23 protein-coding genes are annotated in these 21,164 nt (G+C 64.0%); 11 read left to right on the top strand and 12 right to left on the bottom strand.

The window, feature by feature from the left end; all coding sequences use genetic code 11:
• Positions 1-856, bottom strand: an 856-nt coding sequence (locus tag A5634_RS17965) for an NADP-dependent oxidoreductase (protein WP_065145381.1), incomplete at its 3' end; no start/stop codon positions are given.
• Between the two features lie 299 nt (positions 857-1,155).
• Between A5634_RS17965 and A5634_RS27545 the strand changes: the two genes are divergently transcribed.
• Complete coding sequence (locus A5634_RS27545) at positions 1,156-1,359, top strand: hypothetical protein (protein WP_081290512.1); 204 nt, start codon at positions 1,156-1,158, stop codon at positions 1,357-1,359.
• 144 nt (positions 1,360-1,503) lie between these two features.
• Complete coding sequence (locus A5634_RS17960; protein ID WP_065145380.1) at positions 1,504-2,550, top strand: M48 family metallopeptidase; 1,047 nt, start codon at positions 1,504-1,506, stop codon at positions 2,548-2,550.
• Positions 2,551-2,558: 8 nt separating this feature from the next.
• On the opposite strand, the gene A5634_RS17955 is transcribed toward A5634_RS17960, so the two are convergent.
• The 4 genes from A5634_RS17955 to A5634_RS17940 are packed head-to-tail and all read right to left on the bottom strand — an operon-like array spanning position 2,559 to position 6,173.
• Positions 2,559-3,374, bottom strand: a complete 816-nt coding sequence (locus A5634_RS17955) for a glycoside hydrolase family 16 protein (protein WP_065145379.1) — start codon at positions 3,372-3,374, stop codon at positions 2,559-2,561.
• 43 nt (positions 3,375-3,417) lie between these two features.
• Positions 3,418-4,605, bottom strand: coding sequence for a PPE family protein (locus A5634_RS17950; RefSeq protein WP_065145378.1), 1,188 nt, complete (start codon positions 4,603-4,605; stop codon positions 3,418-3,420).
• A 49-nt stretch (positions 4,606-4,654) separates the two neighbouring features.
• On the bottom strand, positions 4,655-5,842 hold the full coding sequence (locus A5634_RS17945; protein ID WP_065145377.1) for a PPE family protein: 1,188 nt from the start codon (positions 5,840-5,842) through the stop codon (positions 4,655-4,657).
• A gap of 31 nt (positions 5,843-5,873) precedes the next feature.
• A complete protein-coding gene (locus tag A5634_RS17940) occupies positions 5,874-6,173 on the bottom strand; it encodes a PE family protein (RefSeq protein WP_065145376.1) in 300 nt (99 codons plus the stop codon).
• Between the two features lie 733 nt (positions 6,174-6,906).
• Between A5634_RS17940 and A5634_RS17935 the strand changes: the two genes are divergently transcribed.
• Positions 6,907-7,221: a hypothetical protein gene (locus A5634_RS17935; RefSeq protein WP_216638749.1), complete on the top strand. Its 315-nt coding sequence runs from the start codon at positions 6,907-6,909 to the stop codon at positions 7,219-7,221.
• A 19-nt stretch (positions 7,222-7,240) separates the two neighbouring features.
• Here the strand turns inward: A5634_RS17935 and A5634_RS17930 are convergent, their stop codons facing one another.
• Positions 7,241-7,930, bottom strand: coding sequence for a cutinase family protein (locus A5634_RS17930; RefSeq protein ID WP_081290511.1), 690 nt, complete (start codon positions 7,928-7,930; stop codon positions 7,241-7,243).
• Positions 7,931-8,016: 86 nt separating this feature from the next.
• Between A5634_RS17930 and A5634_RS17925 the strand changes: the two genes are divergently transcribed.
• The 3 genes from A5634_RS17925 to A5634_RS17915 are packed head-to-tail and all read left to right on the top strand — an operon-like array spanning position 8,017 to position 10,412.
• Positions 8,017-8,832, top strand: coding sequence for a glycerophosphodiester phosphodiesterase family protein (locus tag A5634_RS17925; protein WP_065145374.1), 816 nt, complete (start codon positions 8,017-8,019; stop codon positions 8,830-8,832).
• A gap of 22 nt (positions 8,833-8,854) precedes the next feature.
• Entirely contained in the window at positions 8,855-9,625 is a 771-nt protein-coding gene (locus A5634_RS17920) for a hypothetical protein (protein ID WP_065145373.1), read from the top strand.
• A 25-nt stretch (positions 9,626-9,650) separates the two neighbouring features.
• On the top strand, positions 9,651-10,412 hold the full coding sequence (locus A5634_RS17915) for a DUF1906 domain-containing protein (RefSeq protein ID WP_065145372.1): 762 nt from the start codon (positions 9,651-9,653) through the stop codon (positions 10,410-10,412).
• A gap of 58 nt (positions 10,413-10,470) precedes the next feature.
• On the opposite strand, the gene katG is transcribed toward A5634_RS17915, so the two are convergent.
• Both katG and A5634_RS17905 read right to left on the bottom strand, forming a co-directional pair.
• Positions 10,471-12,708, bottom strand: a complete 2,238-nt coding sequence (gene katG / locus A5634_RS17910) for a catalase/peroxidase HPI (protein WP_065145371.1) — start codon at positions 12,706-12,708, stop codon at positions 10,471-10,473.
• Between the two features lie 48 nt (positions 12,709-12,756).
• Positions 12,757-13,197, bottom strand: a complete 441-nt coding sequence (locus A5634_RS17905; protein ID WP_155769601.1) for a Fur family transcriptional regulator — start codon at positions 13,195-13,197, stop codon at positions 12,757-12,759.
• A gap of 245 nt (positions 13,198-13,442) precedes the next feature.
• Between A5634_RS17905 and A5634_RS17900 the strand changes: the two genes are divergently transcribed.
• Positions 13,443-14,036: an alpha/beta fold hydrolase gene (locus A5634_RS17900; protein WP_253861714.1), complete on the top strand. Its 594-nt coding sequence runs from the start codon at positions 13,443-13,445 to the stop codon at positions 14,034-14,036.
• Positions 14,037-14,092: 56 nt separating this feature from the next.
• On the opposite strand, the gene A5634_RS17895 is transcribed toward A5634_RS17900, so the two are convergent.
• Positions 14,093-14,782 (bottom strand): DUF899 domain-containing protein, encoded by a 690-nt coding sequence (locus tag A5634_RS17895; protein WP_065145384.1) that lies wholly within the window; start codon positions 14,780-14,782, stop codon positions 14,093-14,095.
• Between the two features lie 191 nt (positions 14,783-14,973).
• Between A5634_RS17895 and A5634_RS17890 the strand changes: the two genes are divergently transcribed.
• The 3 genes from A5634_RS17890 to A5634_RS17880 all read left to right on the top strand — a co-directional run bounded on the left by A5634_RS17890 (position 14,974) and on the right by A5634_RS17880 (position 17,020).
• Complete coding sequence (locus tag A5634_RS17890) at positions 14,974-15,837, top strand: cyclopropane mycolic acid synthase family methyltransferase (RefSeq protein WP_065145370.1); 864 nt, start codon at positions 14,974-14,976, stop codon at positions 15,835-15,837.
• 118 nt (positions 15,838-15,955) lie between these two features.
• On the top strand, positions 15,956-16,234 hold the full coding sequence (locus tag A5634_RS17885) for a hypothetical protein (RefSeq protein ID WP_065145369.1): 279 nt from the start codon (positions 15,956-15,958) through the stop codon (positions 16,232-16,234).
• Between the two features lie 168 nt (positions 16,235-16,402).
• The gene (locus A5634_RS17880; RefSeq protein ID WP_081290513.1) at positions 16,403-17,020 is read left to right on the top strand and encodes a class I SAM-dependent methyltransferase; all 618 of its coding nucleotides are present in this window, start codon (positions 16,403-16,405) and stop codon (positions 17,018-17,020) included.
• On the opposite strand, the gene A5634_RS17875 is transcribed toward A5634_RS17880, so the two are convergent.
• The 3 genes from A5634_RS17875 to A5634_RS17865 all read right to left on the bottom strand — a co-directional run bounded on the left by A5634_RS17875 (position 17,001) and on the right by A5634_RS17865 (position 20,072).
• Positions 17,001-17,921, bottom strand: a complete 921-nt coding sequence (locus A5634_RS17875; RefSeq protein WP_437339987.1) for a prenyltransferase — start codon at positions 17,919-17,921, stop codon at positions 17,001-17,003. The two genes, A5634_RS17880 and A5634_RS17875, sit on opposite strands and share 20 nt — an antisense overlap.
• Positions 17,922-18,063: 142 nt before the next feature.
• On the bottom strand, positions 18,064-18,822 hold the full coding sequence (locus A5634_RS17870) for a class I SAM-dependent methyltransferase (RefSeq protein WP_065145366.1): 759 nt from the start codon (positions 18,820-18,822) through the stop codon (positions 18,064-18,066).
• The gene (locus A5634_RS17865; protein WP_065145365.1) at positions 18,816-20,072 is read right to left on the bottom strand and encodes a glycosyltransferase family 4 protein; all 1,257 of its coding nucleotides are present in this window, start codon (positions 20,070-20,072) and stop codon (positions 18,816-18,818) included. Before A5634_RS17865 ends, A5634_RS17870 begins: the two co-directional genes overlap by 7 nt.
• Positions 20,073-20,354: 282 nt before the next feature.
• Here A5634_RS17865 and A5634_RS17860 point away from each other — a divergent pair, with 282 nt between their 5' ends.
• Complete coding sequence (locus A5634_RS17860) at positions 20,355-21,164, top strand: lysophospholipid acyltransferase family protein (protein ID WP_065145364.1); 810 nt, start codon at positions 20,355-20,357, stop codon at positions 21,162-21,164.

Genomic DNA, 21,164 nt, shown 5'->3' with positions numbered 1-21,164 from the left:
CCCGGCCGAAGTGGTCGAGCACGATGAACCCCTGCAGCGTGGCGCGCTGCACCAGTAGGTTGCCGAAGGCGCGCGGGCCAGGCGGCGGGTCGGCCGCGTTGTAACCGGATATCAGACCGCAAAGCGCAACGCGCGCATTGACATTCAGTCGCGCAAAGATGGCGTCCATGATGTGGCCGCCGACATTCTCAAAATCGACGTCGATGCCGTCGGGCGTCGCGGCGATCAGTTGGGAGTGCCAGTCGTCGGCCTTGTGGTCGACCGCCGCATCGAAGCCGAGTTGCTCGGTGAGCAGGGCACACTTGTCCGGTCCACCGGCGATCCCGACGACCCGCGCGCCGTCGGCCTTGGCGAGCTGGCCCGCCACCGATCCCACCGCTCCCGCGGCCGCCGACACCACCACCGTCTCACCCGACTTCGGCTTGCCGATGTCGCGGATACCGACCCAGGCCGTCAGCCCCGTCGTTCCGAGCGCGCCCATGTAGGCGCTCGGCGAGACGCCCTCAGCGACCGCAACGGGCATTACCAACGCGTTCTCGGAGACCACGACGTATTCCTGCCAGCCCAGCAGGCCCTGCACGGTTGTGCCCACCGGAAAATTCGGATTCTTCGACGCGACTACCTCGCCGAGACCACCTCCGCGCATCACCTCGCCGATGCCCACCGGCGGAAGGTAGGTAGGAGTGTCGTTGATCCACATCCGGTTCGTCGGGTCGAGCGAGATCCAGTCAACGCGGACTAATGCCTCGCCGTCGCGAATCTCGGCAACCGATTCTTCGCTGAGTTCGAACGTGTCGGGTCCGATCCGTCCGGTGGGGCGTTCACGCAATAGGAAACGACGGTTCAGCTCGACCATGAGCGAACCGTACCCGACCTGATTTCCGGTGCGATCTGAGGCGATCTCGGATGTCGGGGGCCGGTGCTATAACGCACGTATGGCAGGCCGATATTGCTTTCGCAGACGCTTAGACCAAGCGGGGACCAGGCGGAGACAAGGCAAATGTGATGGAAGTCACCGTCAGATTACAAATTCACGGCAAATTCTCATCTTGCGACACGGTTGGGTCACAGGTTTGCTGGGCATCCTACGTATCGCAGCCCAAAAACACCCGGTTTCATGCGCAGGCGTAGTAAATCGGAGAGGAGTTGACAATCATGGCGAACGCATCAGGGGCGAAGGTAATTTACCTCCAATCGCATCCGCTCTGGACCGCGGCCCAGCGTCGTGAACGTGAACTCCACGAGGCAATGCGCCGTCATCCCGCCTTTATCGGCAAGCAGCGCGCCGTCGCAGGCGGTTCTGCGCATCCTGCTGGCCGCAACGTCCGTCGGTACGGGACCGACGACGCGCCCGCCTGACGTTTTCGCACGATATCCGGTTGATTCAGCCACGGCTTCGAGAACGAAGTCACTGCCGTACTGCTACGGCAACTTCACTGCATTTGCTGCGGTATTTACCTGAAACCATCCCCTTATTCTGGTGACGGACAACTAGGGGGAAGCATGGCGCAGACACCCGCCGCGACACGAGCGGTTTTTCCCGAAATCAGCTCACGGGCCTGGGAACACCCGGCGGATCGCACCGCGCTCTCGGCGTTACGCCGACTCAGAGGTTTTGACCAGATTCTCAAGCTGATGTCGGGCATGCTGCGCGAACGCCAGCACCGACTGCTGTACCTGGCCAGTAGCGCACGGGTCGGGCCACGCCAGTTCGCCGACTTGGACGCGCTGCTCGACGAGTGCGTGGACGTCTTGGATGCGCCGGAAAAGCCCGAACTGTTCGTGACGCAGTCGCCGATTGCCAACGCCTACACAATCGGTATGGACCGGCCCTTCATCGTCATCACCTCGGGGTTATACGACCTGATGACGCACGAGGAGATGCGATTTGTGGTGGGCCACGAACTCGGGCACGCGCTGTCCGGTCACGCCGTATACCGCACCATGATGATGCACCTGATGCGGCTGGCGCGATCGTTCGGTTTCATGCCGATCGGAGGTTGGGCTCTGCGTGCGATCGTCGCGGCTCTGCTGGAATGGCAACGCAAAGCGGAACTGTCCGGAGACCGCGCTGGGCTGTTGTGCGGTCAGGATTTCGACGCCGCGATCCGGGTGGAGATGAAGCTCGCCGGCGGAATCCGGTTGGACAAGCTGGACTCGCAAGCGTTCCTGGCCCAGGCCCGCGAGTACGAACGATCCGGGGATATGCGCGACGGTGTGCTCAAATTGCTGAACTTGGAGCTGCAGACGCATCCGTTCTCGGTATTGCGGGCCGCCGCATTGACCCAGTGGGTGGACACCGGCGGCTACGCAAAGGTGTTGTCCGGGGACTACCCGCGACGAACCGACGACGACAAAGCATCGTTCGTCGACGACTTCAGCGAAGCCGCCCGGCACTACAAGGACGGGTTCGATCAATCTGATGACCCGCTGGTCAAAGGTATTCGCGACGGGCTTGGTGGGATTGTCGACGGGGTAGGACGGGCCGCCACGAGCGCGGCCGATTCCTTGAGCCGCAAAATCAGCGAGTGGCGGCAGCCGCCGGAATGACCGTCGCCCTACCAGACGCGCACGTAATCGACGAGCATCTGCGCGGGGTAGCTGCCAGGGCCGGGATCGCCTCCGCCGGAACCGGCCACCGCCAGATTCAATATTGGAAACACCTGGTAGCCGGGATTGTTAAACGGCCAGTCCGCCAATGAATTGGCCGCGACGCTGAAATAAGGTTGCGCGCCATCGGTGTAGTCCTGCCAGAAGCGCATACCAGCCTCATCCCACTGCACTCGCCAGGTGTGCCAGGCGCTGTCCAGTGCGACGTTGTGGGTCTTCCATTCCGAGCCGTTCGCCTTGGCGTGCACGGTGGTCGCCGACGGCCAGCTGCCGTTTCCGTACCACTCGATGATGTCGATCTCGCCCTGCGAGTCGCTGGAGAGCCACCAGGCGGGCCAGGCGCCGGGCGTCAGACATTCGAACTTGATCCGGGCTTCCCAGGTGTGGCCGATACCGCCCTGCCACGGACTGAAAACCTTGCCGCCGTAATAGGTGTTGCCATCCTTGGCGGCGCGTATGACGAGGTTGGAGTTGCCGTCGACAAAGACGTTTCGCCGGTCGTCGCGATATTGCCCGACGTGCTCGGGCAACTCCCAATACGTCGGATCCTTCATCGTCTCGCGCGCCTTCGACACCGTCCATTTCGACGGATCCGGGGCCGAGCCAGCCGGGCCGTCGAACTCGTCGTGAAATATGTACGGACCCGACGCACCGCTGGGGGCGGCCGCGACTTTCGGAGCGGAGGAGAGGGCAGCTGGTCCAGTGAGCAGGCCGGTAACCAGGCCCGTCAGCGCCAGCATGCGGCGGCGATCCATTTCGGGCATCAGCAAGGCACCATAGCAGCCAACGCGGGACCGGCTGAAATCGCTAGCCGGCCGCCGGCGGCCTCGTCATGAATGTGAGCCGATGCCCGTATGCCGGAGTCTTACGACCATTGCCGGCATTGATGAATTGCCCGAACGGCGGCGCCACCGGCGTGTTGCCCACCGCACCTTCGGCAGCGGGGGGAATCGCGGTGGCGTTGCTGATCGCGGTCACGCCCGGACCCGTCGCGGCGTTCGCCGAGGTCCAGCTGGCAGGTACCGACAAGCCGCCGAGCGGTACCGACCTGCCCAGACCCGCCGCCACGCTACCGACTTTGCTTCCGAGGTTGACCGCGGCTGCACCTCCGGCCTGGGCTGCACCGCCCGCAGCCTGGGCACCCGCGGACGTCAGGCTGCCAAGAAATTTATCGGCATTGATGGTTGAGGTCGCGACCTGACCGAACGCCTGGCCCGACTGAAAAGTCCCCTGCAGTACCGGCAGATAAGGCGAAATGTACTTGCTCACCAGCGGGGGCAGATCCTCGAGCGGAGTGTTGGCGATCAGCCACTGGTCGATTACCTGGCCGTTGATCGGCTTTGACAACGTCTGTAGCACGTCGGAGACTCTGGGGCTGATCTGCGACCCGATCTTGCCGAGTTCGGTCTGAACGAGCTGGTTCTGGGCCTTCAGGACAGCGATTGCTTGGTCGACCAGTTTGCCCGGATCGGCCACGTCGGTCGGTTCCGGCAACTCCGCCAACTGGGTTGCCGCCGCCGCGCTGCCCGCGTAGTTGTACATCGCTCCCGCGTCCTGAGCCCAGAACTCGGCATATGTCGCCTCGGTCGCCGCGATCGCCGGAGTGTTCTGCCCCAAAAAGTTGGTGGCGACGAGCACCGCCAACAGGGCGCGGTTGGCTGCGATCACTGGCGGCGGTATCGACGCCGCGAACGCCGTTTCGTAGGCGGCCGCAGCCGCGAACGCCTGACCGGCGGCCTGCTCGGCCTCCAGCGAGCCATTGTCAAGCCACGCAATGAACGGAGTCACCGCGGAAATCAGCGCCGCCGAGGACGGTCCCAGCCACGGACCGCCGGTGAGCTCGGAAATCACCGCCCGATGACCGGACGCGGCGGCTTGCAGGTCAGCCGCCAGTCCACTCCATGCCGCCGCGGCCGCCAACAGCGGAGCCGCCCCCGGACCGGCGTATATGCGCCCGGAATTGATTTCGGGCGGCAACAATCCATAATCAACCATTGCTCGTCATCCCTATGCCTGTTGACCGCTCAGCCAGCAGATGCCGCGACTAGCCGGCGGCCGGTGGCTTCGCCATGACAGAGGGCTTGAAACCGTATATCGGTTGATTGCGGCCGTAACCGCCATTGACGAACTGCCCGAACGGCGGGGCCATCGGGAAGCTGCTCGAGCCTGCCCCGGTCTCGAGGCCAGCCGAAATCGCGCTGGCAACACCCGGATTGGTGGTGGCCTGCCACGGAACCCAGCTGGCGGGCACCGACAATCCACCAATCGGAAGCGCCTTGCCCAGACCGGCCGCCGCGCTGCCCGCGGCGCTCGCTGCGGCCGAGCCGGCATTGGCCGCGGCCGACCCGGCGGCCTGCGCTGCCCCTTCGGCGGCCTTGGCAGCCGCAGCCGCCGGCTTGGCGAAGTTCGCAACCGCGGTAAGACCGTTGGTGACCTGTCCGAAAGACTGTGTCGACTGGATCATGCTTTGTAGTGAGCTGATGTATGGCCCGAGGTACTTGCTGTACAGGGAGACAATGTCGTCCAACGGCGTGTTGGCGATCAGCCACTGGTCGATCGTCGAGCCGTTGATTGGCGCCGACAACGTCTTGAGGACCTCTGAAAGCCTGGGACTGATTTGCGAACCCACATTGGAGAGGTTGTTCTGCACGACCTGGTTCTGCGCCTTAAAGACCGCGATGGCCTGATCGGCCAAGCCGCCGACGTCGGTCACCTCGGCCGGCGCCGGCAACTCGCCCAACTGTGCCGCGGTGGACGACCTGCCCGCATAGCTGTACATCGCCCCGGAATCCTGCGCCCAGAACTCGGCGTACTGCGCCTCGAGCTGGCCGATTGAGGGCGTGTTCTGCCCGAGGAGATTGGTCGCGACCAACTCCGCCAGCAGTGCACGGTTCGCCGCAATCAGCGGCGGGGGGACGCTCGCCGCGAATGCCGTCTCATAGGCGGCTGCGGCCGCGCTTGCCTGGCTCGCGGCTTTGCGGGCCTCTTCGGCGCTGCTCTCCAGCCAGGTGACGAAGGGGCTGACAGAGGCCAGCAGCTTCGCGGACGCGGGCCCGGACCACGGACCGCTGGTCAGCGCGGTGATCACCGAACGATGACCTGAGGCGGCGGCTTGCAGCTCGGCGGCCAGTCCACTCCATGCTGTCGCGGCGGCCAGCAACGAGCCTGCCCCCGGACCGGCATATATGCGTCCAGAGTTGATCTCGGGCGGCAACAGGCCGTAGTCAACCATCGGTTCCTACCCCCTTATCCGTTTCGATCGCTTAGTGGGCGGCGGCCGCGTTGGCGGCTTCAGTCTCGGCGTACGAACCCCCGCTGGTGGCCAGGGTGGCCGTCAACGCCGCCTGGATCTGAGCGGCCCGGGCATGCAGTTCCTGGAATCGCGCACCGTAGGTAGCGAACTGGGCTGCCGTCAGGATCGACACCTCGTCGACGGCGGCAGGAACGACACCCGTGGTGGGGCCAGCGGCCGCCGCGTTGCCGGCATTCAGCGCCGCACCGAGTGACTGCAGGTTGCTCGCAGCGGCCGCGAGGTGCTCTGGATATGTACGAACGAAAGACATACGATCCTCCAGCGAGTTGGGGACGGGCGGTTAACAAGTCGAGTCGGCAGTTAACACTTCGATGTGTTTGCCGTTGTCTCAACACGTTATTGACCGCGCATCGCCCGATTCAACGTGGCAGCGGTGGCTGAATGGACCCTGATCTTGTTGTTTTCTCAACATTCACCTTGATTTTTAGTCATACCTACTTCATAGGTTTCCCCGAGCATCCATACAGTTCGCGACGGCGTCCGGGCGCTTAATCACCGCCACCTGGCAATCGGGGGATCGACCTGCGGGTCAGCGGCCTGGGCGTACCACCGTCCGGCCCAGCCCGGAACTCTGCAATCCGCGACACCCGAGATTCATTGTATGGCTTGGTTTTCCAGTCAGATACCGGCTCATGCTCACGGTGGAGTTTGCCCGGGCGGCACGCGGCAGGAGTGCCCCTTACGGGTGAGAGGAGGCACCGCAGCAACCTCGCTCGCGGCGCGCTTGAAGAACGCCGATCGGGGCATCGACACGCGACACCGTGCCGCGACCTCCGGCCCGGCCGGCCTCCTAGCACAGGTAGCACAAATCCTGTATAGATTCGCGCTTACTAAGCATATGAAAACGTCAGCCACCAATTAAAATCCGAGTGAAAATATTTGTTTTCCTATGGTCGCAGGCAAACTCCAGTGCGCCGCCCCGTTATCCATCACCATGATTTTTATCCGCAGCCCACGCCCCGCCCGGCATCGATTGGTGGCCGATGAGCAACGTGGGCGTGATCTCGCTGCGACTGCGAAGATGCACGCTCGACGTCATGACCGCGCTGGTAATTGGTGTCGCGCTGATGACGGCCGCGTACACCGGCTACCACTTTGGGCGCCGTGCCGGCTCCCGAGCACCAACGTGGCAGCAGCGCACAAGTCGGCTGGCGCTCGGCAGGCTCTCGGCGAGCTTGATAGCCCTGGTGGTGATGCGCCGACTGCAGCGGACCTGGCTCGCCCAGCTGCCACTACCCGCCGGCGTGGCCGGCTGGGGTCACCGCACCTCGTCCCGATCGCGGTTCAGGCGCCGGTGACGCACGCCCGTTAGCGGGCTTAGAGCTTGCCGGCGACGAAGTCGGCGGCCTGGTTGGCCATTCCCGCCTGGACGTAAGCGTTGGCCAGGTGCTGAGGCCAGTTTTCTTTCCAGGTATTGGGGTCGGCCGGGTTGCAGATCGGATCCGCGCCGTGACAGAGCTCGATAGTCCGGTCGTTATAAATCGGGCTGAAGTTGGTGATCGGGCCCACCCATTGACTTCCGTTGCCGAACAACGCAACCGCGGCGATGTGCTGGTCGGTGCCTTCCGGCAGCGGACTGTCGAAGCCGAACGCGGACATCGGCACCGCGAGGACCACGTCGGCGACGGCTGCACCCAACGAGTAGCCGCCGACCACCAGTCGGGTGTTGGGACAGTTGTTGGCCATGGACTGGATGTGCCGGCTCATGTCGTTGGCGCCGATGTCGATCTCGGAGTCGGCCGGGTACTTCACGGCATAGGTCCCCATGCTGCGTCCACCGACCTTGGAGCTGAGCGAGTTGATGAACGCATTGCCCAGGATGCCCGGGCCCGGCGATTCGAATCGACCGCGCGCGAAGACGACCTCCACGTCGGGACAAGCCGCAGTCGCCGAGGGCGCCGCCCCCGGCGCTCCGGCGGGCAGCACTACACCACCGAAAAGGGCGGTCGCGGCCGCGGTTGCCGCCAGTCCGAGCTGAAGTGATTTCCGGGCAAGTTGTTGGCGCACAGCAAGATGGTAGCGACTCAGCGCCAACCCGCACCGCGCTTGACAACATTGCTTCACCTGGCCCAAACCGCACTACTGTGTCGCGCATGAGCCCAGACACTTGGCGGGCAGGCGAAGACAGCACGCCGATCGTCGAGTTTCTTCGCTCAGATGGTCGTATTGCCATGGCGCACAGGGGTTTTACCGCTTTCAAGTTCCCGAAGAACAGCATGGGCGCGTTTGCCGAGGCGATACGGCTCGGCTATCGCTATATCGAGACGGATGTGCGCGCCACCCGCGACGGTGTTGCAGTGGTGCAGCACGACCGTCGCTTTCGACCCGCAGCCGGGATACGTGGGCCGATCAACGATTTGTACTGGCGCGACGTGCGCAAGGCAGACCTGGGCGCGGGGGAGTCAATTCCCACCCTGGAAGAGCTGCTGGCCGCGTACCCCGACACTCGGGTCAACATCGACATCAAAGAGGCGTCGGCGGTCGAACCCACCGTCGCCGTCATCGAACGGCTGAACGCCCACCGACGAATCCTGGTCACCTCGTTCTCCGAACGTCGTCGACGCCGCGCGTTGCGTCTGTTGTCCAAACGGGTTGCCACAGCGGCCGGAACCAGCGCCTTTCTGGCGGTCATGGCAGCAACGACGCCGCGGACCCGCGCATACGCCTGGCGTCTGGTCAGCGACAGCGACTGCCTACAGCTGCCGCCGCGACTGGGCGCCGCTCCTGTCATTACCGGCGGGCTGGTGCGGGCAGCGCACGCCGCCGGGCTGCAAGTGCACGCCTGGACAGTCGACGACCCGAAGGTGATGGGCGCGCTTTTCGACATCGGCGTGGACGGCATCATCACCGATCGTGCGGATCTGCTCCGTCAAGTGCTGGTGTCGCGCGGCCAATGGTGGCAAGACTGAGCCGCTGGGGCGATCATTGCGTATGGCCGACGACGAACTCGACAGCCTGTATTCGGCGCCCCCGAACGGTTTTACCGCTCGACGCGCCGAGCTGGCCAAAGCGGCCAAGCAGCGGGGGGACACTGCCGCCTCGAAACAAATCTCCGCCCTGCGCAAACCGACAACAGCGGCGTGGATAGTCAACCGGTTGACTCTGCAGCGGCCAGACACCACCGAGCAGCTAACCGACCTCGGGGACAACTTACGCAGCGCGCACGCCGCAATGGACGGGGAACGGGTTCGGGCCCTGTCAGCCGCACAACACAAGCTGATCAACGAACTCGTCAGGGTCGCATTCGAAGTCGCAGAAGTAGCGCACCCGACGGCCGCATTGCGTGACGACATCACCGGCACGCTGCAAGCCGCGATCGCCGACCCCGAAGTCAGGGCACGACTCGGCCGGCTCAGCACAGCCGAACGATGGTCCGGTTTCGCTACATTCCGCATCGAAAGGCCGGAAGCCAGCCCAGAATCGCCCCCGGAAGCGAGCCCAAAAGAGCAGAGCGACAACCGACGTCGAGAAGAATTGGCCGCCGCGGTTGCCGCCGCCGAGCAAGCCAAGAGCGAAACCGACAGCGCCCTGACTCAACGCCGAGCCGAGCATGACGAGGCGCAAGCCGCTCTCCACCGGGCCCAGCGTGCGGCAGAAAGCGCCGAACACCGCTATCGGCAAGCGCAACAACGGAGCGAGGCCGCAGCCGAATCGGTGGCCCGAGCAAAAAGCAGGGCGAAAGCAGCGCTCAAACGCGCGTGACGCGCACCTTTGTTACCATCGCGCGATGCCACGTTCCGTGACACGACGTGAGGTTTTCAAGTACGCACTGACCCCGGTCCTGCTCGGTGCCGCCACGGCGGTCGCGACGGCCGAGGCACCCACTGCATCGGCAGGCAGCGGTCTATTGATCGACTTCGCCGAGCGCAGGATTCCGCCCGAGGAGATCAAGGCAGCAGGTTACGACGGGGTGGTGAACTACGTCTCGACCGAGCGACCTGGCGCGCATTTCGAGGCGAAGCCCATTACCCGTGATTACGCCGACTCGCTGCGGGCAGCCGGTCTGCACATAGTCAGCAACTTCCAATACGGCAAACCCGGCTGGCCAGACTCACCTTCGGACTACACCCGCGGCTACGACGGCGGCGTTGCGGATGCTCAAACAGCACAGGGTCTGCATGCCGCCGCAGGGGGACCACCGTCTGCCCCGATCTTCTTCAGCATCGACGAGGACATCGACCAAAACACCTGGAATACCGTTGCGCTGCAATGGTTTCGAGGCATCAACTCGGTGCTCGGCGTAGGACGCTCCGGCATTTATGGAAGTTTCCAGACGTGCGGTTGGGCGATCAATGACGGTGTCATCGGCAACTCGACCACCCCGGGTCACAAGTGGGCATGGCAAACCATCGGCTGGTCGCACGGACAGCGCGAGCCCGCTGCGGTGCTCTATCAAAGGGTGCTGGACGGTCCGGTTCTGAACGGCATCCGGGTGGACGTCGACGACATCCTGGCTACCGACTACGGGCAGTGGGACTTGAGTCGGTAGTCCGCGGTAGCACAAACGCCCCGCGAGCACGTGGCTCGCGGGGCGTCGTGTTGATCGGTTACTGCAGGTCGAACCGATCGTTGTTCATCACCTTGACCCACGCCGCGACGAAGTCCTCGACGAACTTGCCCTGGTTGTCGTCCTGCGCGTAGACCTCCACGAGCGCGCGCAGCACCGAGTTCGAACCGAACACCAGATCGTTGGCGGTAGCAGTCCATTTGGCCGCGCCGGTGGCGCGGTCGGTGCCCTCGTAGACGTTCTCCGCGGTCTCCGACGGCTTCCACTGGGTGCCCATGTCGAGCAGGTTGACGAAGAAGTCATTGGTCAACACGCCCGTTCGATTGGTGAAGACCCCGTGCTTGGTGCCGCCGTGGTTGGCGCCCAAGGCGCGTAGACCACCGACAAGCACCGTCAGTTCCGGGGCCGTCACACCCAGCAGATAGGCCCGGTCCAGCAACAGCTGCTCGAGCGGCGCCTTCTCGCCTGGCCGGACATAGTTGCGGAACCCGTCGGCCCGCGGTTCGAGCACCGCGAAGGACTCCACGTCGGTGTTCTCCTGCGTGGCGTCAGTACGCCCCGGGGCGAAGTGCACCGAGATCTCGTAGCCGCCGTCCTTGGCGGCCTTCTCCACCGCGGCGGACCCGGCCAACACGATCAGGTCGGCCATCGAGATCTTCTTGCCGCCAGAAGCCGACGCGTTGAAGTCCTGCTGGATCTGCTGCAGGACCGGTATCACCTGCTCCAGCTCGGCTGGCTCGTTTGCCTCCCAATTCTTCTGTGGCTCAAGGAGAATCCGCGCACCGTTCGCACCGCCGCGCTTGTCGGTGTTGCGGTAGCTGCCAGCGGCTGCCCACGCCGTCTTGACCAGGTGGGGAACCGACAGACCGGACTCGAGCACCTTGGCCTTCAAAGCCGCGATGTCCTGTTCATCGACAAGCTCGTGGTCCACGGCCGGAACCGGGTCCTGCCACAACTGCTGTTCGGCAATCCACGGCCCGAGGTAACGGGAGATCGGTCCCAGATCGCGGTGCAACAGCTTGTACCACGCCTTGGCGAAGGCGTCGGCCAGCTCGTCCGGATTCTTCAACCACCGGCTGGTGATCGCGCCGTAGATCGGGTCCTCGCGCAGCGAGACGTCGGTGACCAGCATCGTCGGGTTGCGACCCGGTCCGCCGAACGGATCCGGAATGGTGCCTGCCCCGGCACCGTCTTTAGCGGTGTACTGCCAGGCCCCGGCGGGACTCTTGGTCAACTCCCACTCGTAGCCGTACAGCGTCTCCAAGAAGGTGTTGTCCCACTTGGTCGGCGTCGGCGTCCACACCACCTCCAGGCCACTGGTAATGGCGTCCTTGCCTGATCCGCTGCCATAAGAGCTCTGCCAGCCCAGTCCCAGTTGCTCGATCGGGGCCGCTTCCGGCTCGGGTCCGACCAACTCGGCGTCACCGGCACCGTGCGTCTTGCCGAAGCTGTGCCCGCCGACGATGAGTGCGGCAGTCTCTTCGTCGTTCATCGCCATCCGGCCGAATGTCTCGCGGATGTCGTGCGCGGCGGCGATGGGATCGGGCTTGCCTTCCGGACCTTCGGGGTTGACATAGATCAGGCCCATGGTGGTCGCACCGTAGGGCTGCGCGAGATCGCGTTTTCCGGAGTAGCGCTTGTTGGTGCCCAGCCAGGTGTCCTCTTCGCCGAAGAGGATCTCTTCGGGTTCCCAGACGTCGGTGCGGCCGAACGCGAACCCAAATGTCTTGAATCCCATCGATTCCAGGGCGACGTTGCCGGCCAGCACCAGAAGGTCGGCCCAGGAGATCTTGTTTCCGTGCTTCTTCTTGACCGGCCACAGCAGGCGGCGCGCCTTGTCCAGGCTCGCGTTGTCCGGCCAGCTGTTCAGCGGGGCGAACCGTTGCAGGCCCTGTCCGGCTCCGCCGCGGCCGTCGTAGATGCGGTAGGTACCGGCCGCATGCCAGCTCATCCGGATGAAGAAGCCGCCGTAGTGGCCGTAGTCGGCGGGCCACCAGTCCTGCGAGGTGGTCATTACCGAGACGAGGTCGGCCTTGAGCGCCTCGACGTCCAATTTGGCGAATTCCGCGGCGTAGTCGAAGTCCTCGCCCAGCGGATTGGCCTGGGGCGAGTGCGGGTGCAGCCTCGACACATCGACCTGGTTCGGCCACCAGTCCTGGTTGGTGCGTGGCGCGTCTGACTTCGGGGTGGGCGACGGGATCGCCGGGTTCTCGCTCTCGCTGGTGCTGGCCGACTGGCTGGCGTGCGGCGGGCGACTATCGGATGTATCGGATGACACAACATTCCTTCCGGTGTTATTTGTGACGGGCTGCGATCACGGTTGTGATCAGGAATCACTACTCGAGCAGTCGGGGCATATGCCCCAGTAGATGACTTCGGCCTCGTCGAGGACGAAGCCATCCAAAACGTTGTTGTCGTCCAAAGGGGTCAGGCACGGGGACTCGCCGACCGCACAATCGACATCGCCGATGACCCCACAGGTTCGGCATACGACGTGATGATGGTTGTCGCCGACCCGCGCCTCGTAGCGAGCGACCAATCCCGCGGGCTGGATCCGCCGTACCAAACCGACCGCAGTCAGCGCGTTGAGTACGTCGTAGACAGCTTGACGGGATACGTCGGGCAACCCGCGCCGCACCGCCGAGAAGATCGTGTCGGTGTCGGCATGGGGATGCGCGTGCACAGCCTCCATCACCGATATCCGAGGTCGGGTAACTCGCAGATCGGCCATCCGCAACTGCTCGGCGTGATCCGGCGCTGAGGACACAGCAGCCATACTTCGCGCTTATCTGGAGTCAGTCAAGACTTTACTGACCGGTAATCTTGCCCGCGCGATGCAACATGTTCGGTGGACCCGATCCGGGGTCCGGATGCGCCTACGGGCCAGCCGCGCAGGCGATTTGAACTGGCTGTTTTTTCCGGGCGGGCCCGGAATCGGTTCCGAGAGCCTGATTGAACTCGTCGACGCGCTCGACGTGCGCGCCCGCAGATCCGTACAGCCTGTGGCCCGAGGTGTTGCTCGAAGCAGTCCAGGCCGTCGACCATCCGGTATGTGTCGGGCACTCGACCGGCGGTGAATACCTGCTGTCAACTCCGGCGTTGGCCGCGTGGCTGAAGGGGCTGGTGCTGATCAGCACCGCCCCCGACGCTTCGTGGATGCCGGTTTTCGAGAAGATGGTCACCGAGAATCCGTTGCCCGACGTCGAAAAGGCAACGGCGCGTTTCGAATCCGAGCCTACGGACGAGAACCTACGCGCGGTGGCGGTGGCTTCGGCTCCGTGGAACTTCCTCGATCACGCTGTCGCGGCCGGCACGAAGTTGCTGACGCGAATGCCTTACAACGTCGACGCCGTGCGATGGTCGGCGGAGAACTTCGACCGCGACTACCAATCGGCTTGGTGGCCAACCTCAGTACCTACCCTCATTGTGAGCGGCGCTTCGGACCGCGTCGTCATTCAATCGCTATGGCGCCCAATACTTTTTCAGACCCCGAACGTTACCTGGCGAGTCATCGCCGACGCCGGTCACTTTCCGTGGATAGAGCGGCCTGGCGCGGTACGGGATGCTTTCGCCGAAGTCGCCGAACGGATACGGACTAGGGGGTGAGAGCGCGCTGCCGAAGATGCCAGCGACGTAGCGAGAGGCGACGAGACGTTGAGTCCTCACCGATTGTCTCCGGGGCCGTAGGCGCGGGCTATGTCGGGCGAGTCGAGCCAGCCGGAGTAGGTGGGCCGAGAGGGCCAACCTTCCGGTGAATCGAGCCATTCCTCCTGCCGGCCCCAGGGCAGGATGTCGATCAGCGCGAAGGAGTGGCTGAGTTGCTCGGTGCCGCGACCGTTGGTGTGCCACGTTCGGTAGACGGTGTCGCCGTCGCGCAGGAACACGTTGACCGCGAAGCCGCCACCGGGCGGCGCGTCCATGTCGGTGCCGAACGTGCTGGCCGATGCCGAGTACCACTGCATCTGGTTGCCTACCTTGCGCCGATAGGCCAGCGCCTCCTCAATCGTCCCGTTGGTGACGATGACGAACCGAGCGTCGTAATTGTCCAGAAATTCCAGCCGGGTGAATTGTGAGGTGAAGCCCGTGCACCCGCCGCACTGCCACTCGGCGCCCGGCGACCACATGTGGTGATAGGTGATGAGCTGCGAGCGCCCTTCGAACATCTCGGCCAGGCGAATCGGCCCGTCCGCACCGACCAACGTGTAGTCGGGCAACTTGACCATCGGTAGCCGGCGGCGCTGGGCGGCGATCGCATCCAGTTCGCGGGTGGCGGCCTTCTCGCGCTTTCGCAGCTCCTGGACCTCGGCGCGCCAGGTAGGGTAGTCAACTATGGGCGGCTGGGCGTTCGGCATGGCTGAACCTTCTTTGCTCTCAATACGTCCGATCTCAACGGTATGACTGGCGGCGGGCTCGAAACTCATCGACCCGACGGTGGCGAAGGCCACAGATTGTTTGAGTTGGAATCGCGTGGGAACCCTCTACCGCCAGCCTCGGGCGGATGGCACTGTGGGATGTCGAGGCTAGAAAGGCGCCACCCGTACATATGACAGAGCACCTGAAGCCGCATTTTGACGACGTGCAGGCACATTACGACTTGTCCGATGAGTTCTTCCGGCTGTTTCTCGACCCCACTCAGACCTACAGCTGCGCTTACTTCGAGCGCGACGACATGACGCTGGAACAGGCGCAGCTCGCCAAGATCGACTTATCCCTGGGCAAGCTGGGTCTGCAGCCCGGCATGACACTGCTGGATGTGGGTTGCGGGTGGGGCGCCACCATGCGCCGCGCGATCGAAAAGTACGACGTCAACGTCATCGGCCTGACCCTGTCCAAGAACCAGGCCGCGCACGTCCAGAAAACCTTCGATGCCATGGACACCCCGCGCAACCGCCGAGTGCTGTTGCAGGGCTGGGAAGAGTTCACCGAGCCCGTTGACCGCATTGTGTCCATCGGCGCTTTCGAGCACTTCGGGTATGACCGCTACGAGGAATTCTTCGGGCGGACCAACAAGCTATTGCCCAGCGATGGCGTCATGCTTTTGCACTCGATCACCGGACTGACCAAAGAGCAACTCGACGAAACCGGCCTACCCATCACGATGGACATTGTCCGATTCGCCAAATTCATTGTCACCGAGATCTTTCCGGGCGGTCGATTGCCGGACACCGACATCGTCGCCGAGTTGTCGCAGAAGGCCGGCTACACGTTGACCAAGCGCCAGTCGCTGCAGCAGCACTACGCCAAGACACTCGACCTGTGGGCGGCAGCGCTGTCGGCACACAAGGACGAGGCCATCGCCATTCAGTCCGAAGAGGTCTACGAGCGGTACATGAAGTACCTCACCGGGTGCGCCCAGAATTTCCGCGTGGGCTACATCGACGTCAACCAGTTCACCCTGCAAAAGTAAACCGCCGCGACCCGAGGTCAGACCAACAAGGTCAGACAAACGTGCGATGATAGCGCGCGCGTTTGGAATTGGACGCCGCGGTCAATTAACTATCCACCCCTCCGACGAAAGGCCAACGATGAAGCGCATTGCACCCGCCGTGATGGTCATCGCCGCGCTGATGTTCAGCGGTTGTTCGGCCTCGAAAATTATCAATACCGGTGGCGACACCAAGTGCAAGGATTTCGTCTCCCAGGACGAGAAGAAGCAGAGCGAGGAGGTCAGCAAAATGCTCAAAGACAAGAGCGGCGCCGAACCATCCTCGATCGAAATCACCGCGACCCGCGTTTCGGTGCAGGCGTACTGCCAGACGGTCGGAAAGCCGGACAGCAAGATCTCCGAGGCCCCGCACGGCTGACCGGCGAACGGATCTGGTCGGCCGGACGCCTGTCCAGCGCTGAGCCTCACCCCACTGGGCCAGCAAGGACGCCGACCACGCTGTCCGCGCCGCCGGCGCGACCGTTAAGTTCAACTGGTGAGTGATGACGAACGCTTGTTCGCGCTTGCCGAACAGGTGCAAGGCTTCATGCCGAGCGACGAGGGCGCGGCGCTGTTCGACGCCGCGCTGCGCTACCTCGATGGCGGCACCGCCGTCGAAATCGGCACCTACTGCGGCAAGTCAACAGTGTTGCTGGCCACGGCGGCACGACGCCGTGGTGCCGTCTTGTACACGATCGACCATCACCACGGATCCGAAGAACACCAGGCGGGGTGGGAGTACCACGACGCCTCGATGGTCGATGAAGTCACCGGATTGTTCGACACCTTGCCGACCTTCCGCAGGACCATGGATGCCACCGGTCTCGACGAACATCTCGTCGCCATTGTGGGTAGGTCACCGGTCGTGGCCCGCGGTTGGCGGTCACCGCTGCAATTCCTGTTCATCGACGGCGGCCACACCGAGGCAGCCGCCGCCCGCGACTTCGAGGGTTGGGCGAAGTGGGTCGTCGCCGGCGGAGGTTTGGTCATTCACGACGTGTTCCCAGACCCCAACGACGGCGGCCGCGCACCATACCAAATCTATTGCCGCGCTTTAGAATCCGGACAGTTCCGCGAAGTCGCGGCGACAGGATCGTTGCGGGTGCTGGAACGAACCGGCGGTCAGGCGGGGGAGTCGGTCGAGGTCACCAGCCGCCCCCGGTAGTGACGCATTCGCAGTCGAAATCGGTCTGCAAGCCCACCGGCAGCGCATCAGCGCGGAAGATCCCGCTGCCGGGCGTGGTGTCAGATAACGCATCTGCGGCCAGGATCATCGCCGCCCCCGTCCAGGTGGTGCGCTCCTCGGGCCACCGCTTTCCATCGGCGAACACCAAACCCGTCCAGTAGGACCCGTCGCCTTCGCGCAGATGTTGCATGGCACCGAACTGACGATGCGCCGCTGCCCGATGGCCGATGGCATCCAGGGCCATCACCAGTTCACAGGTCTCGGCGCCGGTGACCCACGGCCGGTCCATTACGCAACGGATACCGAGCCCGTCTACCACGAAATCGTCCCAGCGCTGCTTGATTCGCGCCGCCGCGGCCGGACCCCGCAGCGCGCTACCAAGGATCGGGTAGTACCAGTCCATCGAGTAACGGTCCTTCTCGGTGAACGCCTCGGGATGCGCCACAATCGCGTGGCCCAACCGGCCCAGTGCCAGTTCCCATTCCGGCTGCGGTTCCCCGATCAGAGCGGCAAGCGCCAGCGCGCATCTCATGCTGTGGAAGATGCTGGCGCAGCCAGTCAGCAAGGACTCTGGCAGTGGGCCGGCATCGCTACGGGCCCAACAGATTTCACCGTAGCCAACCTGCAGGTCGATGACGAAGTCGATCGCTTTTTGGACCACCGGCCACATCGTTGCGGCGAAAGCCTCGTCGCCGGTGACCAGCACGTGGTGCCAAACCCCGGTAGCGATGTAGGCGCAGAAGTTGCTGTCGCTGTTGCCGTCTTCGACGATTCCAGCCCGGATCTGGATGGGCCAGGATCCGTCGGGCCGTTGCATCCGACGACACCAGTCGAACGCGGCACGCGCCGGTTCCAACAGGCCGGCCGCGGTGAGTGCCATCGCGTTCTCCACGTGATCCCACGGATCGGTGTGGCCTCCGGTAAACCAGGGAATCGCCCCAGACGGCTCCTGCGCGGCAGCGATGGACAGTGCGGTCTGGCGGCACTGCTGCGGCGTCAGGACGCCCGCAACGGCCGGCGCGTTAGCTTGACGCAACTGAATACCCCGCTGTCGCTTGGCTTTCTGCCAATTGCGGCTTGGTGAAGTACATGGCCACGCTCTTGCCCACTAGAGGGTTGAGTACCGTCTCGGCGAGCGAAGTGATCTTGGGCCGCTGCATCAGATCCCACACCAGCAGCTTGTGGTAGGCCGCGACCGCGGGATGATCGTTGTTCGAGGGTCCCACCGCACATTTGAGCCACCAGAACGGCGAATGCAGCGCGTGCGCGTGATGGGTGTGTGTCAATTCCATTCCGCGGCCGGCGATTTTGTCACGCAGAGCGCTGGCGCGGTAGATCCGCACGTGGCCGCCCTCATTGCTGTGGTACTCCTCGGACAGCAACCAACACACCCGTTCCGGCAGCCATCGCGGCACGCTGACCGCCAGTGTCCCACCGACCTTGAGCACTCTGATGAGTTCGTCGATCGCGGCGTCGTCGGCCGGGATGTGCTCCAAGATCTCCGAGGCGATGACGCAGTCGAATGTCTGGTCGGGGTAGGGAAGGTTGAGCGCGTCCCCACGCACCACCTTTGCGGATGCCGCCGCGGGTGCTTCGCCGGTTTCGCCCATTGCGCGCAACAGCGTGTCGACGTTGCGCAACTCCGCTTCGTCTTGATCGAAAGCGACGACGTCGGCGCCGCGGCGGTACGCCTCGAACGCGTGCCGGCCTGCCCCGCAACCGACGTCGATAACCGTAGTACCGGGCCCGATACCGAGCCGGTCGAAATCAACTGTCAGCATCGCGTTCCGCCCGCGGAGCTGGCGCGGCGTTCTATCGCCTGTTGGTAGACCCGCACCGTCTGCGCGGCAACGGCTTCCCAGCTGAATACGTTGACCGCGCGTGCCCGTCCCGATGCGCCGAGGCTGCGCCGTTTCTCCGGCGAGTCCAGCAGTGCTCCCAGGGCCCGGGTGAGTGCGTCGACGTCCGCCGGCGTGACCAGTTCGGCGCAAGCGCCGTCTGTCCCAAGGACTTCGGGCAGTGCACCCACCCGGCTGGCGACGATCGGGGTCCCGCTCGCCATGGCTTCTACGGCAGGCAGCGAAAACCCTTCGTACAGCGAGGGAATGCAGGCAACCTCGGCCGAGGCGAACAACGCGGCCAACTCGGCATCGGGAAGTCCGCTGGCGATGTGGACGATGTCAGAGATTCCGAGCTCGGCGATGAGTTTGTGCGTGGGACCGTTGACTTCCACCTTGGCTACCAACCGCAACTCGAGGTCGCGGCTGGTACGCAGCTTGGCGACGGCGTGCAGCAGGGTGCTGACGCCCTTTAGCGGCGTGTCGGCACTCGCAATCGCCATCACCCGGCCGGGCTGGCGCGGCGACGAATTCGGTTTGAAGAGTTCGGTATTGACGCCCAACGGCACTACGTGCAGTTGTTCGGGCGCGACGTCGAAGTCGGTGACGATATCGGCGGCCGAGGACGACGAGACCGTCAGCAGGTCCGGGATCTGCCTCGCCACTTGCTTCTGCATTTTGGAGAAGCCATACCAGCGCTGCACCAACGGCTTTCGCCACCACCGAGCGGCTGCGAGATCGAGCAGCCGGTCACGCGTGATGGGGTGGTGCACGGTGGCCACCACCGGCATCCCCGCCTCGGCAATGGCGAGCAGACCGGTTCCCAGGCTCTGGTTGTCGTGGACGACGTCGAAGTCCCCGGCGCGTTCGGCAAGTAGCCGGGCCACGCGCAGGGTGAACGTGCGTGGTTCGGGAAAGCCCGCCGTCCACATGGTGGCCAGTTCCAGCAAGTCGATGGAGTCGCGGATCTCGCTTGGGCGCGGCACCCGAAACGGGTCCGGCTCGCGGTAGAGATCGAGACTCGGGACCTTGGTCAACCGCACCCGGGGATCGAGCAACTCCGGATACGGCTGTCCGGAAAATACTTCGACGTCGTGACCCAGGTCGACCAAACCGCGGCTGAGATGCCGCACATAGACACCCTGCCCGCCGCAGTGATCCTTACTCCGGTAGGACAGCAGAGCAATACGCATACCCAACCCTTCGCCGCCAGCGATCGACCACAAATCCAGAAGCGGGAAGCGCCAATCTCATTGCTGTCAGCGCACCCGCGAACCACGTGACAGCAAACTGGACATGTGTCCAGATGATAGTTCGGTCAGCTAAACGACGCAAACGTAGCCCTGAGTTGACCCGCCTTCCTGAGCCTAGTGCTGCCTGACGCTCCTCCCGCACGGGCAGGTAGCCGATGACAGTTCTGGCGGCTTCGGACGTGGCGGGGTTAAATCCCGCCGAATCGGTTTAATGTCATCGAAATGAGCAGGCAACGCCTCCCGAAAGAGCTTCGCCACCGCGATCCGGAGTTCATCCGCGCCGTCCTGCCGCCACTGTGGCTGGCCTCGACGGTGTGGTTCCGCGCCGAGGTACACGGCTTCGAGCACGTCCCCGACGAACCGGTGCTGTTCGTGTGCAACCACAGCGGCGGCGGGGCCACACCTGACACGTTCGTCTTCCTGCTCGCCTATAACACCTATTTCACCGTCGAGGGTCGCCCGCTCTACGCGCTCGCGCACGACACCGTCACCGCAGCCCCGTTCATCGGGGGCATGACCCGCAAGCTCGGGGTGGTACCGGCCGCCAACTCCTTCGCCGAACGCATCTTCGAACATGGCAGTTCGGCTCTGGTCTATCCGGGCGGGGACGTCGAAGCGCTACGACCGTGGCGGGACCGCAACAAGATCGTCTTCTCCGGCCGCAAAGGCTTTCTGCGGTTGGCCCACAAGTGCAACGTCAAGATTGTGCCGGTGGTGGCGACCGGCGGGCATGACACCTTGATCGTGCTCAATGACGGCCGACGGACCGCTCAGTTGCTGCGCCTGGACAAACTGGCCCGAGTCAAGAGCATGCCCATGACCCTCAGCATCCCGTGGGGTTTGTCGCCGTTACCGTTGCCGCATTTTCCACTTCCGGCCAAGATCCGAATGCAGGTGCTCGAGCCGATCGATGTGCGTGGCAAATTCGGCGACGAGCCCGATTGGGATCGGGCGTTGGCCTATGTCACCAGCGTTATGCAGGTAGAGCTGTCCAAGCTGGCCAGCAAGACCGTCGTGCCGATGGTCCGGTGA

The organism is Mycobacterium asiaticum, from assembly GCF_001673365.1.
Taxonomy (GTDB): Bacteria; Actinomycetota; Actinomycetes; order Mycobacteriales; family Mycobacteriaceae; genus Mycobacterium; species Mycobacterium asiaticum_A.
This window is presented reverse-complemented; position numbering and strand designations above follow the sequence as displayed.